We start from the raw sequence: 16689 nt of genomic DNA on the forward strand, positions 1-16689 counted from the left end.
GGTTACTCTCTCCAGGGCGATAACAACGTCTGCGCATGAACGGCGGACCGTTCATTGGGCACATAAAAGGCGATTTCGGTGCCCGGCTCAAGGCGGCGAATATGCAGCCCTTCACCATAGAGCAGCTTAACGCGGTGGTGAACATTCAGCAGGCCAATTTTATTGCCAGGCATCTCGTTCGACTCCACCCGCTCAATCACTTTTGGATCAATACCGTGGCCGGTATCGCGTACCGCCACCCGCACCCGGTTGCCGCACTCCGCCACGCTTATCGTCACCACGCCCTTGCCTTTGCGCGGCTGAATGCCGTGGACAATGGCATTTTCCACCAGCGGCTGGATCAGCAGGCTCGGGATCACGCAGTTTACCTCTTCATCAATGTCGTAGATGACGGTGAGCTTGTCGCCAAACCGCGCCTGCTCGATGGCGATGTAATCCTTAATCTGGTACAGCTCTTTTTTGATGTCGATCTGCTCGTCATCCTTCAGCTCGATGTTGTAGCGCAAATAGCGCGACAGGTTAAAGATCAGCTGGCGGGCGGTGTCCGGGTTCATTCGGATCGACGAGGAGATGGCATTCAGGGCATTGAACAGGAAATGGGGATTAATTTTACTTTGCAGGGCGCGCAGCTCGGCCTTGTTGGCCATCTCCCGCAGTTGCTCGGCACGGGACACCTCCAGCTGGGTGGAGATAATCTGCGACAGCCCGACCGCCATCTCCTGTAAGGAGGATGTAATCTGGTGCGCATGGCAGTAGTAAATTTTTAGCGTACCGGTGACGACCCCTTTTTCCCACAGCGGGATCACCAGCATGGAGTGGATCTCCGGGGTGCGGTGGGCTTCGTCGTTATTCTTGATAATGATTTTACCGTCGCTGATGGCCTGGCGGGTGGTGGGGCTAACGGTGTCGTCATTATCCCGGTAGTTATGTTCGCCCACGCCCACGTAGGCCAGCACCTGGTTAATATTGGTAATGGCGACGGCATCGGCGTGAATGTCGGTGCGGATGATGTCGCAAACTTTACGCAGGGATTCGGCGTTAATATCACGAAACAGCGGCAGGGTTTTATTGGCAATATCCAGCGCCAGTTTGGCCTGGCGGGCGGCGCTGGCCTCTTTTTCGCCTTCCACGCTCTGCACCAGCAGCACAATAAAGCCCACGCAGACGCTGCCGAGGATCATCGGAATGCCGATTTTCGACACGATATCCAGCCCCAGGTCGACAGTGGGGGCCCAGGCCACCACCAGGATCATGGTCAGGGTTTCGCAGATCATCCCGGCGATAATACCTGCCCGCCAGTGCTGTTTTTTGGGGATTTTACGGTTGATCCAGCCCGATAAGATCCCCGCGATGATGCTGGTGATCAGGCAGGGGACTGCCGTCACGCCGCCAATATCAATCAGGTAACGATGAAGCCCGGCGATGACGCCGGTAATGATCCCGACCCAGGGGCCAAACAGGATCCCGCCGGACATCACGGCAATGATGCGCACGTTGACCAGAGAACCTTCCACCGGCACCCCGGACCAGGTGCTGAACAGGGCAAACATGGAGAAAATGGCGGTAACCGCCAACAGCTCGCGCGGCGAGTGGGCCGATTTATGCAGCAGCTCGCGAAACAGGCGGATGCGGATGAGGAAGAACAGGCAAATCAGCATTAATGCCGCCCGATCGAAGACCGCCAGCAGCATATTGAATATTTCGTGCACAGTGTGACCTGGGAAAACGGGAAAAAACCATGATAGAAAACCTCACGCCCAATGACCAGTCATCCGTCGGTTTTATCAAATGGGGAGAAACCATACTCTTCAAAGGGGAAGGTATTCGCTTACTCTGAACGTTGCGCCTGTGAGAAAAACCACCCGGAAGTCGTAAATCTAATGATATTAAAGTGTTAACAAAAAAGCCTTGAAAAGACATCTGGTCATTTTTACTTCCCGTTTTATCCGCAGCAGAGTTCCGGTTTTTGCGCTGCGATTTTTTATTTATCCCTCTCGACAAGGTGAATTTTTTCAGGTTATTTTCAAAGCACGCCACACATCGTGGCGACGTCGCTCGGACGGTCCGGGCGCTAACGTTATCTGAGGTAGGTATGGCTGATTCCAGTCCTGAACGCCGTTTTTCGCGTATTGATCGTCTCCCCCCGTATGTTTTTAATATTACCGCTGAACTGAAAATGGCTGCGCGTCGGCGCGGCGAAGACATTATTGATTTCAGTATGGGCAACCCGGACGGCGCTACGCCGCCGCATATCGTGGAAAAACTTTGCACTGTCGCCCAGCGCCCGGATACGCATGGTTACTCCACTTCCAAAGGCATCCCACGTTTACGCCGCGCCATCTCGCGCTGGTATCAGGATCGCTATCAGGTGGAGATCGATCCCGAGAGCGAAGCCATCGTCACCATCGGCTCGAAAGAGGGGCTGGCGCATCTGATGCTGGCGACCCTGGATCATGGCGACACGGTGCTGGTGCCGAATCCCAGCTATCCAATCCATATTTACGGCGCGGTCATCGCCGGGGCGCAGGTTCGCTCCGTGCCGCTGGTGGAGGGCGTTGATTTTTTCAACGAGCTGGAGCGCGCTATCCGCGAAAGCTATCCCAAGCCGAAAATGATGATCCTCGGTTTCCCCTCCAACCCAACCGCACAGTGTGTCGAACTCGATTTCTTTGAAAAGGTGGTGGCCCTGGCGAAGCGTTACGACGTGCTGGTGGTACATGACCTGGCCTATGCCGATATCGTGTATGACGGCTGGAAAGCCCCATCGATTATGCAGGTTCCCGGCGCGCGCGACGTGGCGGTGGAGTTCTTCACCCTGTCGAAAAGCTACAACATGGCGGGCTGGCGCATCGGCTTTATGGTCGGCAACAAGACGCTGGTGAATGCGCTGGCGCGCATCAAAAGCTACCATGACTACGGCACCTTTACCCCGTTGCAGGTAGCGGCCATTGCTGCCCTCGAAGGGGACCAGCAGTGCGTGAAAGATATCGCAGCGCAGTACAAGCGTCGCCGCGATGTGCTGGTTAAAGGGCTGCATGAAGCAGGCTGGATGGTCGAGATGCCGAAAGCCTCCATGTACGTCTGGGCAAAAATCCCGGATGCCTACGCCGCGATGGGGTCGCTGGAGTTCGCCAAGAAACTGCTGCAGGACGCAAAAGTCTGTGTCTCACCAGGGGTGGGCTTTGGCGAGTACGGCGATACGCATGTGCGTTTCGCGCTGATTGAGAACAGCGACCGTATTCGTCAGGCGGTGAGGGGCATCAAGAGTATGTTCCGTGCTGACGGGCTGTTGCCTCAGGGGACAAAAACGGCGCCAGAGCAGGCCGGGCAGTAAGCAGCAAAAAAAACAGGAGCCAGTGGCTCCTGTTTTTTTAACTGCGTTTTCTTCGCTCAGTTCATCATCAGGGCAAAGGTACCGACCCAGGCGAACACAATCACTGAAAAACCCATAAAGAAATATTTCACGTTCATCGCTCCGCGTATATCGTGATACGCATTAAATTCAGAGTCCAACTGAGTATAGAGAACTGACGTCAGGCCAAAGCGGAAATGAGAATTATCCCCGTTAGGCGTCGACACCAGCTCAGAATTCTGTGCTTTCACGCTGCCAGACGGCGCTAATGTACGCTTAAATTTTTGGGGTGACAAGAGGCATTTTCTTAAATAATTTCCGCGACTTACGGGTGTCGTGGAACGGCGACAGTTTAATTTCGCAGGGTAATAAACTGCGCCTGAGCAACATAGCGTGCTAACGATAAAGCAGGGTGATCACAGGTGATTGAAAAGGTTAGTTTCAAGGTGAAACTAACCTTCAGCAGAGGGCTAACGGTAGAGGGACGGTTCACCTTCAGGACGGGTTTTGAAGCGGCGATGCACCCATAAATACTGCTCTGGCGCACGCATGATCTCTTTCTCGATCACCCGGTTGATGTAGCCTGCGGCAGCAATCTCTTCCTGCGGATAGTTTTCCAGTTCCGGCATGATAAACAGGCGATAACCGCTGTTATCGGTTTTTCTTACCATGGTCACGGTCAGCATCGCGGCTTTGGAGAGGCGTGAAATCACGAAGGTGCCGTTAGTGGTGGCGACCTTTTTTACCGCAAAGAACGGGGCGAAGCTGCTGCCATTGCGGCCATAATCCTGGTCTGGGGCAAACCACACTGCTTCCCCTTTTTTCAGGGCGCTGACCAGCCCGCGTAAATTATTACGGCTAATCATGGCTTTATTGGAACGCATGCGACCGCGGGTCTGCACCCACTCCATCAGGGCGCTGTTATGCGGCCGATAGGTGGCCATCATCGGCTGGCATAAACCCATCACACGACCACCCAGTTCCAGCGACATAAAGTGTACGCCGATCACCATCACCCCGCGGTTTTTGGCCTGGGCACGCTGCAAATTTTCCAGGCCTTCCACGTCGAACCACTTGCGTACCCGGTGATCCGGCCAGAACCAGGCCATCCCCGTTTCCAGTAACGCCATACCAATGGATTTAAAATTTCCAGTCATCAGATGCTCGCGCTCTTCGGGCGATAAAGCCGGAAAACAGAGTTCGAGGTTTCTGCGACCGATGGACTCCCGGCGTTTTAAAAAACGACGCGAGATACTACCGAGGGTGGCACCTAACCAGAGCAGCACCGGGTAAGGAAGTTGCACGAGAAGCCACAGAACACCCAGACCAAACCACGTAAACCAGTAACGCGGGTGCAAAAGGGAGAGGGTGAATTTGCATTGAGACAAGATAAAACAACCTTTATGAAGAATGTGTTGGTAGCGCCAGAAGGGCGATACGCCATACTGCTTATATGACCCGTATTAATACTAATCGTTCCGGGCTGTTACCGTACAGGTCGACTGGTCTGATAATGCGTGTTGACGTTGGGCGGCGTAATGTAGCACTGATATATCTCAACTGCTAACACTACTTCGCGCTTAAAAAATCGGCAAAAAACAGGCCAGCTTTTGGTTCGAAAAAGAGCTTATTTATCATCTGTTTCATAGCCAAAATCAAAGCCCATCAACACGTTTTCGCGTAGGGCATGGTTTAACGGATAGCTGTAACTTTGTCCGATACTGACCGCATGAATAACCCGCAACAGGGTGCCCCCGCTTAGTGCCGAGGGTTGCCCGGTAATCGCCACCTCTGCACCCTGCAACCCATGGCGTAAAGCGTGATACGCGGGAGAAGCCGTAATGCTGTTATTCATCACGCTGAATATCCCCAGCAGCAGGCAAATCAGCAGCACCGGAACGCTTAGCGGATGGCGGTTGATGAGGCGAACCGGACGCCACGACGTGAGATACAACAGGGCCGCGCTCAGGGGGAGCAGCAGCAAATAAAGCAGTTTTGCCAGATGGGTAAGCGCGCCGAGCAGCGAGAACATCAGCGCAATAGGCGGGACAATGACCGCGCGCGCCGCATCTTCTCCCTGTTTTTCATTCGCGCCGCCCGCCCCGTAGCTTGCCAGCGCGGCCTGCAGGTGGGGGAGTTGCTGTTGCACGGCGTAATCAAGATGGGGGGCATGCAGTTCAAGAGCAAACTGCTTCAGCGCATCCTCTTTGGGATATTCAGGACGAACCCTGCTCTGGACGGGAAGCGCCAGCCTCTCACGCAGCCGGTCCTGCACCACCTCCAGCATGAAAAATGTCTCCCAGTCGAGTTGAGCCGGGATCATCACGCCGTGATAACGCACGTTTTTCTGTGCAACGGTATGGTAGTCCAGATAATCCTTATAAATGTCTGCACGTGCCGCCAGCCAGGCTTTGTAATAGTTGAGGGTCCCACCCTCCTGGACGCTGATGCTGTCACGCAGGTTTTGCGCTGCCTCGCTTTCAAGCAGATCGTGATAGCGGCTGAACGAACTCATCAACAGCGGCAGCATCGCCAGAAAGGCTTTTCCCGAGGGGCTGGTCCAGGTCTGCCGCTGCCCGCCGTCCTCATCCTGCGGGATCCCCTCCAGCGTCTGGTACCCGTCAATTAAGGACTGCTGATAGAGCTGTGCCAGCAGCGATTTCTGGCGAAACTCACCGGTGCTTTGCGCGACCTGGTGCTCGATCACCCGTTCCACCGTCTGCCAGGTTACCACGCCGGTCAGCAGGCAGAGCGAAAACACCATGCTTGCCACATATAGCGGGGGAAACGCGATGCCGCGTTTTTTCAGCCGGGCGTTGCCCGCCAGCACCAGCTGTAGCACCAGCAGAGCCGCGGCGATGGCGGTTAACGCCCGGCCATAGCGTTCCATACTGTGGATGTCGTCAGGCGTGGAGAGGCTTCCCACCAGATCCAGCAGGCGCGAATTGAATGCCAGCTCGCAGATGAGGTAGATGAGGGTAAGGATAATCACCAGGCTGTTTTGCCAGAGAGGCAGCACCGGACGCCGGATATCCGGGCGGCTGCTCAGCTCGCCGAGGGCGCGTTCTGTCATGATTTCAGCTCCAGACTCGTCTGCCGGCTTATCGCCGGTTGCCAGATCTGCTCGGGCAATGAATTATCCAGCACCGGCACGGCTCTGGGCTGATGTTGTTCTGCTGCTTTGATCGGCGGGCGTTTTTTCGCTTTTACGCGGGGCGGTTCGTCTTCTGGCGCATCGTTGTACCACGCCTGCACGCGCTGCACAGGCATCACCGGGGGCTGAACGTACGCGGGGCGATAATATTTTTGCACCGGCCGCCCCCGGCTGGCGGCATTATCATGGGAAGCACAGCCGCTTAACGCGAGGATCAGGGCTAACAGCATGGACCCGCAGCGGGGGATGTTTTGCAGTGGCACGCTCATCAATTTGTCCTGACCCTGTATCACAGCGGAGTGATGTCTCCTTAACTGTAATCGGGAATTTTCATTCAGGCAGTTATAGCGCCTGAAAATTCCACATTTGCGCCGCTCCGTTGAGACGGCGTTATGGTCAGTATGTATTCCTCCTTACCCTTCACGCCTCATGATTTTTGAGTATTCATTGCGTGCCCGTCATCCGATGGCATGAGGCCAAAGCGGCTATCCAGCGTCATGGTCAGCCTACATTCGCCGTTAACACTGACGCCACGCCAGCCCGCGCCGTGCTCGCCCTCCCGCATAATCGCCATCCCCTGCGGCTTCAACTGCGCGAGCAGATCGGCAAACTCAGCCTCGTTAACCGGTCGCGGCTGCCAGAAGGTCTTTTTATTGTCGGTATAGATCGGCAGAAGCTGGATCTGCGGCGTCGGGTGGCCGAGCAGCAGACGAACAATAAAACCGTACGCGGGCATGCCACGCGCCTGATACTCGCCGTTACTGTTAAATACGGCATTGCCGATGCTGTAGACCACCAGGCTCTCGCCGAGGCGGGCGGCATCACTCACCATATGCGGCCCGGAGCCGATGATCAGGTCGGCTCCGGCTTCGCTCAGGCGTTTCGCCTGTGCCCGCTGTCCGGCGGTGGTCCAGCGGTAGTCCAGTCCCCAGTGGGCCAGCACGATAGTGGTGGCCGGATGGGAGCGGGCTTTCTCCTGCCGCAGCTGCTCGAGCAGCCCGCCGCTCAGACAGGCGACGCCCGCGCGGCGTGGGCGGGCGTAGAAGGCACACTCTTGTTCCATATAGCGTCGATACCAGTAGGCGCTGAAAATCTTGTACTGCCTGCCGCCCACCGTCAGCACCAGCGGAGCATGTGCCTGCCGGGCATCCAGCCCCGCCCCGATGCAGGCGATCCCGCCTTCATTGAACGCCGCCAGGGTGCTGTGCAGACCCGGTAGTCCGGCATCCATGGCGTGATTATTGCCCAGCGCCACCGCGTCGATGCCCTGTTTACGCAACGCGGCAACCGAGGCGGCAGGATCCCCGGTCAGACAGAACGGTTTTCGGCCTTCCAGGCTGGCGCTCAGGTCGGTGGTCAGGGCAGCTTCAAAGTTGGCGAGGGTAAAGTCGCTACCGCGCAGTAGCGGGGCGATAGCCGCGAAGCTGTGGTCGTAGCCGTGGCGCTGCAGGGCATCGTCAATTCCCCGTGCCTGGCGTCTGCGGGTATACCACTCGCCAAAATAGGTATCTCCCAGCAGGGTGAGGGTGGCGGCAGGCTGGGTGAGATGCCGTTCCACCGGCGCCGGGGCGAGAGCTGGCTGACTGTTCCCGGCGCTGGCAAGAAGTCCATCCAGCAGATAGTCGAGATGGAAGGCGTCATCCGCCCCGGCGGCGCAGGCCAGCCATAGCTCGCCGGCAATCCACTGCAACGCAACGCCCCAGCGCCCCGCACCGAAGTGCCCCCACGCGCTGCCGTCACTGTGCAGGTTGCTGCTTTTTCGGTATACCCGTTCGCCAATTGCCGCCTCAGGCTCAGCCAGCCAGGGTAACAGGTGCGGGTAGCGCTGGTGGAAATGGCGCATCAGCCTGGCGACATCCGCCAGCGTCGTGCGCTGTCCGGGGCGGGGACGACCAGAGACGTTATTGATATGGGTGTGGCGCATGCCAAGCCTGGCGCTCAGCCCCCGGAGTTGTTTCAGGGCCGCTGCGCTGCTGCCCGCCAGCAACTCAGCAAGGTGGATGGCTGCATCGCAGGCGTTATGAATCAGCATCCCCTGTACCAGCGATTTCACAGGTACGCTGCTACCCCGGGGCAGGCCAAGCGCGGGGTTGTCCTGCAGGATGGCGGCAGCTATATCGCGAACGCTGACGGGAGTCTCGAGGGTGATTTTTTTCGCCAGCAGACGCTCCGCAACGCAGGCCGTCAGCAACAACTGGCTGAGGTAGCCCGACGCAAAGGTGCTGTCGCTCAGCTCAGAAATCCGCTGTTCACCGGTAGAAAGATTGATCAGCAGACGTGCGGTTTGCCCTTTTTTGAGCGCAGGCGGGGCTGCGAGGCGGGTTTTGAGCAGGCCGACGACCCGCTTAAAGTCGGAATTACGCCTGCTGCCTTTGACCAGCACGATATCGCCGTCGCGTACCCTCGGCGCTGCGGCCTCGACCAGGGCCTCGGCAGTGAGGAAGTGACCGCCGCGAACAGGCGCTGGCAGGGCATCGTGCAGAGCCGTCATCTCCTCGCCGTGTAAAAATGCCTGCTGGCAGCCTGCCGCCAGCAGGGGTTCCGCCAGCGCGCGGTGGATCGCCCCAGCCTGGTCACCGAGGTTGACGATCCGCCCCAGCAGAGCGATCACCCGGCCCCCGCAGCTTCGGGCGCGCTGCGCCGTAACCTCAAAGGCGTTGAGCATCGACAGGTATTCAGCGTTGTAACTGTCATCAATCAGGGTGACGGCTCCGCCGTCCGGCAGCGGCAGAGCGGTAATGCCCATATGCTGTCCGTCGCCACGCCAGGTTTCGAGGCGATTAATACTCTGCGCCACGCTGACGCCCAGCAGATCGGCGGCAATCAGCGCCGCCACCGAGTTGAGCGCGCCGCCCTTACCGGGCACCGCTGGCCGGTAACTCAGGGTCTGGTTGCGCAAGGCGAGGGTGATGTGGCTTCCGTGTGCCTCCGGGGTAAACGCCCTGATACGTACGTCTGCCGCGGGGTGGAAACCGTAGCTGATGATGCGGGCGCCGTCGCGGGTAACGCCCTGCGCCACAATGTCATACCCGGCCATATCGCGGTTTAAGATGGCGTAGCCGCCCGGAATCAAACCGTGGCTGATGCGGGATTTAAACCGTGCCACGTCCTCAAGGGAGGTCACATTCTTGCCCACCTGAGTCATGCCGATTTCAGTCACGATAACGATATGCGGCTTGATCTGGGGTCCGATCCCGCCGTTGCGCATCCACAGGGCCGAGATCGCCACTTCCATTACCACTGCCTGCGGGTTGCTGACGGCGCGAGCCAGCGTGAGGCATGCCCCCGTGCGCGTATTATTGCTCTCGCGGCTCGACACCACCGACATGCCGGGAGTCAGAATGCTGCTCAGCATCGCTTTGGTTGTGGTTTTCCCTACCGTACCGGTGATCGCCACCAGTTTACCGTCCAGCTGTCGCCGCGCCTCTTCGGCCAGCCATTGCAGCGCCTGATAGCTGTTGCCGATGACCAGTTGGGGGAAGTCGGGGGGCAAATTCTCAAGCCGCCGCTGGACGATCGCCCCGCAGTAGCGCGAGGCGTGACGCGAAAGTGACAGATGGGCATCGTCCCAGCCCGCATAAATGCCGGTATTGCCGGAACCTCGCAGCCAGGTGTCGGTATCCATGGCAATGAACAGGCAGGGACGGGTGGGTTGCGACTTAGCATGATAAATGGCGACGTCTTCAGCTCGCCAGTCATCATCCGGGCGATTGTGCCAGACGCCGCCGGGCAGTTTATCGAGATCGGTGGCCGTCCATCCCGGTGCGTTAACACGGCGTTGGCGGGGTGATGTCTGGCTCATGATCGTATCCTTACCTGTGTGGGATGTGCCCGCGCTGCGGGCAACGTTTTATGGCGTTGATAGCGGCATTGCCCAGCAGATCGTGGTACTCCGGCGAGGCGGCGGGACGTTCGAGCAGGGTGACCCGGTGGCCATGCTCGCGCAGTGCAGCGGCAAAGCGCGCCTGCAGATCGAATGGCGTGTTGCGATCCTGCGGGTTGCCGACCACCAGGATCAGCCGCTGGGGATCGGCGGCGATCCCGTTAATATGATCGAGCGGATCCCAGGGGGCAGGGAGTCCGGTGCCGTCCAGCGTGGGGGCGAGAGGCTCATTGTGCTCCTGGCGCAGACGCTGCGCCCGCTCCAGCAGGCCCCAGGCACCGGAGGTCAGGACCGCGCAGTCGATATCGCGGCGACCGAAGGTCAGCAGTGCTGAAGCGGCGGTAGCGCCGCCGCTGTGCCCGCTGAGGATAAAACGCTGAATGCCGTAGCGGGCTTTGATGGCGTCGAGGGCGGCGGCAATCGCCTGAAACTCTTCCGCCTGACGGCGGCGGTAGTGATTGCCGCTGGAGCCGTAGGTGCCGGGTCGGGCAATGATAATCGTCGGCAATCCGGTCTGGCGCAGCATGGCCCGGGCCTGACGGCGTTGTGCCTCGGCGGTATTACCGGGGATGGTGTCGGGGGATCGCTTAATCTGTGAAACCCGGTCGCCTTTCAGTACCACCAGTGCCAGCGGGGCGTCACGCAGCGTGCCAGCGCTGAAATAACGCATGCAGGCCTCGCCCTTAGGGTACTGCACCCAGGCGGCGTCGTTGCTGGTCGGGCACTGTTCCCGGCTGGCCGGTTGGTTCCACAGTAGCGGCGTCTCAGCCTGAGCGAATACGCTTATCAGCAGCAGAAAACCTAACGCACACCCTCGACTCAACACACCGCCCCCGGAGGAAACAATAGACATACAGAATACACAACGCATCACACATAATGTTATCATCGGTTAGGATTTTTCTGACAGGGTTCCTTTGGCGTTATCAGGAGTTAAAATGCCGCTCAGCCACTTTTTAGCGCAAATCCGCCCGGCGATGGAGTTGCTGGACGTTGCGCCTAAACCGCCGATTTGCCCCAGCTGGGCAATCTTTTTTAGCGCCTCCAACGGTCAGCAACGTGCCCACATTGTGCTGGGTCGCGGCGACACCTTTGAGCAGGCCTGGCAGCAGGGCGTGCAGGCGTTACAGCAGTGGCAACAACAGAGCGGCACTGACGTCTGCTGGCTGCGGGTTGACCTTGTCGATAAGGTAGAGGCGCTACGCTGGGACACCCTGGAAGCCCGATTAGCCAAAACCAAACGTAACTATTTTCGCTATGGCCTGAGCCTTGATCCGGCGTTTTGCTACGCCATGCTGGAGCAGGAAATCGCCGCCAATGCGCTGCTCTACCACGGGGACCATGGCGTCGCCACGGCAAACGCCAATAATCTGGCCCATTTCTCTCGTCGTCGTTTCGGCGCGGTGCTGAGCTGGCCCGAACAGCCTGACCAGACACTGTGGCGCTTTACCACCCGGGCGCTGTTTTGCGACGGCGAGCAGTTGCTGCCCCTCGAATCGACAGGACGTAACAGCGGCTATCGTCAGCTTCCCGACTGGCAGGCAACGGCGTTGGAGCCGATGATCGCCTCGGCCACCGACTATCTGGCGCGCCAGATCACCCCTTCCGGGCGCTACCAGTACGGCTGGTTCCCTTGCTTTGATCGCGCCATTCCGACCTATAACGCGCTGCGCCACGCCAGCTCAACCTATGCCCTGCTCGAAGGCTGGGAAGTCACGCAGCAGCCGGAACATCTTGCGGCAATCGAGCGGGCGCTGGCCGATCTCTGTGCCCATTTTATTCGCACCTGTACGCTGCCGGATGGCAGCGAAGCCGATTTCCTGGTGGATACCGGGGATGAGATTAAGCTCGGCGGCAACGCGGTGTGCATCCTGGCGATGGCGAAATACAGCGAGCTGACCGGGGATAATGGCTACCTGGCGCAGATGGCGCGGCTGGCGAACGGGATCGGCTTTATGCAGGATCCCCAAACGGGCGGGTTTGTGCATGTGCTTAACGCCGGGGATCTGTCGCTAAAGGCGGCACATCGCATTATCTATTATGACGGCGAAGCGGCTTTCGCGCTGATGCGCCTCTACGGGCTGACGAAGGCACCGCGCTGGCTGGAAATGGTCGAACGGGCGATGGATCACTTTATCGAACAGAAGCACTGGCAGGCCCACGATCACTGGCTCAGCTACTGCGTGAACGAGTTGACGCTGTACCGGCCACTAGAGCGCTATTACCAGTTTGGGCTGGATAACGTGCGCGACCACCTCGACTTTGTGCAGAACCGGGTGACGACCTATCCCACGCTGCTGGAGCTGATGATGGCGGCATCGCGGATGATCGCGCGGCTTGACAGCTCACCGCATAAGCATCTGCTGGCGGGCTTCGACATGGCAGTATTCAACCAGGCGCTGGAGACCCGCGCCCGCTATCTGGCTAATGGCTTTTTCTGGCCTGAGCTGGCGATGTTCTTTAAAAACCCGGCGCGGATCGTCGGCAGCTTTTTTATACGTCACCATAGCTACCGCGTGCGGATCGACGATGTTGAACACTACCTTTCTGGCTATGTCGCGTACCGCCAACACTGGCGCGCCCTGACAGGCGAGCAGTGAGCCGTCTCCATGCGACCTCCTCGTTCCCGCCTCTCAGTGAGTTGTCGACGTTGGCTGTCGCTCTGGCTGGTGATATTGCTGGCTATTTCGCCCGGACTGGGTGCCGGGTGGGATTTCAGTGCCATCAGCACCCGCACCGAACGGCTGTATGGCCCGGCGACCCCGGCTGCCCGACAGCGAATAGATGAGTGGGCGGCCTTGCTTAACCAACCGTCGCAGGGCACGATCCAGGACAAGTTGAAGCAGGTTAACCAGTTTTTTAACGCCAGGATGGCCTTCCGGGATGATATCGTCGTCTGGAAACAGCAGGACTACTGGGCAACGCCGATTGAATTTCTGCGTAAAGGGGCAGGGGACTGCGAGGATTTTGCACTGGCGAAATATTTCACTCTGCGCGAAATGGGCGTTCCCGCGAACCAGTTACGTATTACCTATGTAAAAGCACTCGAACTGAACCAGGCGCACATGGTGGTGACATGGTATCCCACCCCCACGGCGATCCCCCTGGTTCTGGACAATCTTAAAACCGCCATTTTGCCGGCAACGCAGCGTACCGATCTGCTTCCCGTATACGCCTTCAACGGCGAAGGGTTATGGCTACCGCAGTCCGGCGGCAACAAACGCGTGGGCGACAGCAAACGGCTCTCCCGCTGGCAGGATCTTCTCACCCGAATGCGTGCAGAAGGATTTGTAATTAATGAATAGGATAGGGCCATGTCTCTTTATAAACAGCTACTGATCGGCATCTGTTTATTTACGTTTGTCATTTTCTGCGGCAACTTTGTGGTGACCCTGGAAAGCTCGCGGGAGCAGTACCGCAACCAGCTTAGCGCCCACGCGCAGGATGCCGCGACGGCGTTGGGGGTGTCGCTGACCACGCATATCGACGACCCGACCATGACCGAACTGATGGTGAACTCCATCTTCGACAGCGGCTATTTCTATCGCATCCGTGTGGTCGATATTAAGACCAATAAACCGATCATCGAGCGCAGCGATGTGCCCCAGAGTAGTCACGTACCGCAGTGGTTCGTGCGGCTGGTGCACCTCAGCCCCGGCGAAGGCGACGCCATTGTGATGCGCGGCTGGACGCAGGTCGCACGGGTTGAAGTGGTCAGCCATCCGATGTTTGCCCTGGCCCGCCTGTGGAACAGTATCGTCGCCAGCTTTCTGTGGCTGATCGGCTGTAGCCTGCTGTTTGTGCTTGCCGCCACCCTGCTGTTACGCCGTACGCTGCGCCCGCTTAACTATATTGTCGGCCAGGCGATGGCGATCTGCCGCCGCGAGTTTCTCAACGTATCGGCCCTACCGAAGACCCCGGAGTTACGCCGGGTGGTAGAGGCGACCAACATGATGGTGACCCAGCTTAAGGCGCTGTTCAGCGAGCAGGCCCGGCGCACGGAGTCCTTGCGCCAGGAGGCCTATCACGACAGCCTGACCGGCCTGAGCAACCGCCGCGCGTTTGATATTCAGCTACAGTCACGCCTGAGCGATGAAGAGAACGCCGCCGGGCACATCCTGCTGCTGCGGGTCCAGGATCTGATGGGCCTCAACCAGCGGTTGGGCGGAGCGAAATCCGATCAGCTGCTGGTGGCGGTGGCGAATATTCTCACCGGCCTGCAGCGCAACTATTTTCACAACGAAGGCTTTGTTGCCCGCGTGCGCGGCGGGGAGTTCGCCATTATCGCCCCGCAGATCCTCGGGCAGGATCTCGATAACCTGAGCAACACCCTCAGCACGCAGCTCAAGGCGCTGTCTGAGATGGGCATGAGCGACGTTTCGCCGGTAGCCCACTTCGCGCTGGTTCCTTTTAATATTGGCGATACGCCGCAGGCGGTGCTGGCGCAGGCAGACCAGGCGCTGGCGAGAGCGGAAACGGAGATGCGCTTCTTTGCCAGCCCTGATACCACCTCGGCGACGGAGCGCGAAGAGGATCATCACAGCTGGTACACCCGGCTCGACGCAGTGCTGACCCACGGCGCATTCGAGCTTTTTTCCCAGCCGGTGTATGCCTGTAATAACGCGCAGGGGGTACAGCATCATAAGATCCTGGCCCGCATCAGAACCGAGGACGGGGAACTGGTGCCAGCGGGGCGCTTTATGCCGTGGATCCACCGTCTCGATCTCAGCCGTCGCATGGATATCGTGATGCTTCAGCAGACCCTGCAAGAGCTGGCAAAATCGCCGCGCCCGCTGGCGCTGAGTATCAGCGGTGCCAGCGTGGCGGACGACCAGAGCCTGAACGCCCTGCTGCAACCGCTGAAAGGCGTACCGCAGCTCGCTGCCTGGCTGACCCTGGAGCTGGATGAAAATGAGCTTCCCGACGTTGAGCGCGTAAACGTGCTGGTCAGTCGTCTGAAGGCGTTGGGTTGTCGTCTGGGGATCCAGCATTTTGGTGGTCGTTTCCACCTTATCGGCAATTTACCGCAGTGGGGACTGGCCTGGATTAAAGTTGATGGCAGTTATATTCGCGATATAGACAGCGAGGACGATAAAAAACTGTTTATTGAGGCTATTTACTGGGCGACCCGCCAGATTAATCTGCCGCTTATTGCCGAACGTGTGGAAACAGCGGGTGAACTGGCCATTCTGGAAAAAATTGGTCTGCATGGCGCGATGGGGCGCTATTTCGCTGACGCCAGTACGCTGGGTGGAAATTAACCTCACAGTCTGAATGGAGGCTGGAAATGTATTACGTAGAACGCGATACGGAAAAACGAATTATTCGGGTGGAGCTGACACCTTTTTCCACAATGACGGAACAGCATGACCTGTGCACACCCGAGATTGACGAGTGGATGCGCCAGCGAGAGATCCGCGAAGCCACGCTGTATCAACTGCGGCAGAGCGACCTTGAGATGGTGCGTGTGCTGGAGGACCTTATCGAGGTGCTGATGAGCAAAGGTGTCATAACCATTACCGACCTGCCGCCAGCCGCGCAGGCGAAACTCACCAGTCGTGCGCAGGCGCGCCGCTCGCTGAGTGGGCTGGAAGGATTAATCGCAGATGATGATGAAGGGCTTATTTGAGTCGCTTTCGTTATACGGCGGGATTAATCAACATTAATCTGAAGTTAATGGTTTTACTCTTTTTATTGGTAGTGCATGTTATTTAGATTCCAAATGATACATGCCATCAATTAATATAGAGACCTGACACGGGCCTACATCAATAAAATTGTTGCTAAGGGGTGTATCCTTGTCGGTGTTGCACAGCAAATTACTAATACAGATTTAATTCTCTTTTAGCATTCTAAGCCTGAGCAATGGATGAATTGGGCGTGAACAGGATTGAGGGAAACAATATATGAGCGGCGTATCCGGGATCGTCAAAGCAGTAATAGGGCAGGTATTCGCAGTCAGTCCTGACGGCAGCAAGCGTTTGCTGACGGAAGGCGACAGGATCCTCGACGGAGAACAAGTTCAGACCGGGCCGACCGGCGCGATTTCCTTATCGCTGGCGGACGGCAAACAGGTTGATCTGGGACGGGACAGCCACTGGGACAGCTCAGGGCACGTGGCTACAGACGCCACGGCGGCCCAGCAGCAGGACATCGCGGCTATTCAGCAGGCCATTGCCGACGGGCAGGACCCGACGCAAACCCTGGAGGCGCCAGCCGCAGGCCCTCAGCCTGGCAACTCTGGCGGTGAGCCAGGCGGCAGCGGCGGCGGATCGCATACCCACGTCGTGCTCGATTTAA

13 protein-coding genes are annotated in these 16689 nt (G+C 58.2%); 5 read left to right on the forward strand and 8 right to left on the reverse strand.

Going from position 1 to position 16689, the window contains the following annotated elements; all coding sequences use genetic code 11:
• Window positions 1-2 precede the first annotated feature (2 nt).
• Window positions 3-1709 carry a sensor histidine kinase gene (locus ABIE02_RS06145; protein ID WP_336994452.1) on the reverse strand — a complete coding sequence of 569 codons (1707 nt, stop codon included), beginning with the start codon at window positions 1707-1709 and terminating at the stop codon, window positions 3-5.
• Between the two features lie 383 nt (window positions 1710-2092).
• On the opposite strand from ABIE02_RS06145, the gene alaC reads away from it, so the two are divergent.
• Window positions 2093-3334 carry an alanine transaminase gene (gene alaC / locus ABIE02_RS06150; RefSeq protein WP_032612932.1) on the forward strand — a complete coding sequence of 414 codons (1242 nt, stop codon included), beginning with the start codon at window positions 2093-2095 and terminating at the stop codon, window positions 3332-3334.
• A 56-nt stretch (window positions 3335-3390) separates the two neighbouring features.
• On the opposite strand, the gene ypdK is transcribed toward alaC, so the two are convergent.
• The 6 genes from ypdK to ABIE02_RS06180 all read right to left on the reverse strand — a co-directional run bounded on the left by ypdK (window position 3391) and on the right by ABIE02_RS06180 (window position 11242).
• The gene (ypdK, locus tag ABIE02_RS06155) at window positions 3391-3471 is read right to left on the reverse strand and encodes a membrane protein YpdK (protein ID WP_098946261.1); all 81 of its coding nucleotides are present in this window, start codon (window positions 3469-3471) and stop codon (window positions 3391-3393) included.
• Between the two features lie 351 nt (window positions 3472-3822).
• Window positions 3823-4743, reverse strand: a complete 921-nt coding sequence (gene lpxP, locus ABIE02_RS06160; protein WP_098946260.1) for a kdo(2)-lipid IV(A) palmitoleoyltransferase — start codon at window positions 4741-4743, stop codon at window positions 3823-3825.
• 236 nt (window positions 4744-4979) lie between these two features.
• Window positions 4980-6425 carry a hypothetical protein gene (locus ABIE02_RS06165; protein WP_336994453.1) on the reverse strand — a complete coding sequence of 482 codons (1446 nt, stop codon included), beginning with the start codon at window positions 6423-6425 and terminating at the stop codon, window positions 4980-4982.
• Window positions 6422-6775, reverse strand: coding sequence for a hypothetical protein (locus ABIE02_RS06170; RefSeq protein WP_032612923.1), 354 nt, complete (start codon window positions 6773-6775; stop codon window positions 6422-6424). Before ABIE02_RS06170 ends, ABIE02_RS06165 begins: the two co-directional genes overlap by 4 nt.
• A gap of 158 nt (window positions 6776-6933) precedes the next feature.
• On the reverse strand, window positions 6934-10308 hold the full coding sequence (locus ABIE02_RS06175; protein ID WP_336994454.1) for a CapA family protein: 3375 nt from the start codon (window positions 10306-10308) through the stop codon (window positions 6934-6936).
• A 10-nt stretch (window positions 10309-10318) separates the two neighbouring features.
• Complete coding sequence (locus tag ABIE02_RS06180; protein ID WP_223263899.1) at window positions 10319-11242, reverse strand: alpha/beta hydrolase family protein; 924 nt, start codon at window positions 11240-11242, stop codon at window positions 10319-10321.
• A gap of 85 nt (window positions 11243-11327) precedes the next feature.
• Between ABIE02_RS06180 and ABIE02_RS06185 the strand changes: the two genes are divergently transcribed.
• The 4 genes from ABIE02_RS06185 to ABIE02_RS06200 are packed head-to-tail and all read left to right on the forward strand — an operon-like array spanning window position 11328 to window position 16018.
• Entirely contained in the window at window positions 11328-12989 is a 1662-nt protein-coding gene (locus ABIE02_RS06185; RefSeq protein ID WP_200142086.1) for a Mur ligase, read from the forward strand.
• A gap of 9 nt (window positions 12990-12998) precedes the next feature.
• Window positions 12999-13694 (forward strand): cysteine protease LapG, encoded by a 696-nt coding sequence (gene lapG, locus ABIE02_RS06190; RefSeq protein WP_032612919.1) that lies wholly within the window; start codon window positions 12999-13001, stop codon window positions 13692-13694.
• A gap of 9 nt (window positions 13695-13703) precedes the next feature.
• Window positions 13704-15650 (forward strand): cyclic di-GMP receptor LapD, encoded by a 1947-nt coding sequence (lapD, locus tag ABIE02_RS06195; RefSeq protein ID WP_059307453.1) that lies wholly within the window; start codon window positions 13704-13706, stop codon window positions 15648-15650.
• Window positions 15651-15676: 26 nt separating this feature from the next.
• Window positions 15677-16018, forward strand: a complete 342-nt coding sequence (locus tag ABIE02_RS06200; RefSeq protein WP_032612914.1) for a hypothetical protein — start codon at window positions 15677-15679, stop codon at window positions 16016-16018.
• A 478-nt stretch (window positions 16019-16496) separates the two neighbouring features.
• Here the strand turns inward: ABIE02_RS06200 and ABIE02_RS06205 are convergent, their stop codons facing one another.
• Complete coding sequence (locus tag ABIE02_RS06205; protein ID WP_155167102.1) at window positions 16497-16667, reverse strand: hypothetical protein; 171 nt, start codon at window positions 16665-16667, stop codon at window positions 16497-16499.
• Window positions 16668-16689 lie beyond the last annotated feature (22 nt).

The sequence above is a fragment of the Leclercia sp. 1548 genome (assembly GCF_050435045.1).
Classification (GTDB): domain Bacteria; phylum Pseudomonadota; class Gammaproteobacteria; order Enterobacterales; family Enterobacteriaceae; genus Enterobacter; species Enterobacter adecarboxylatus.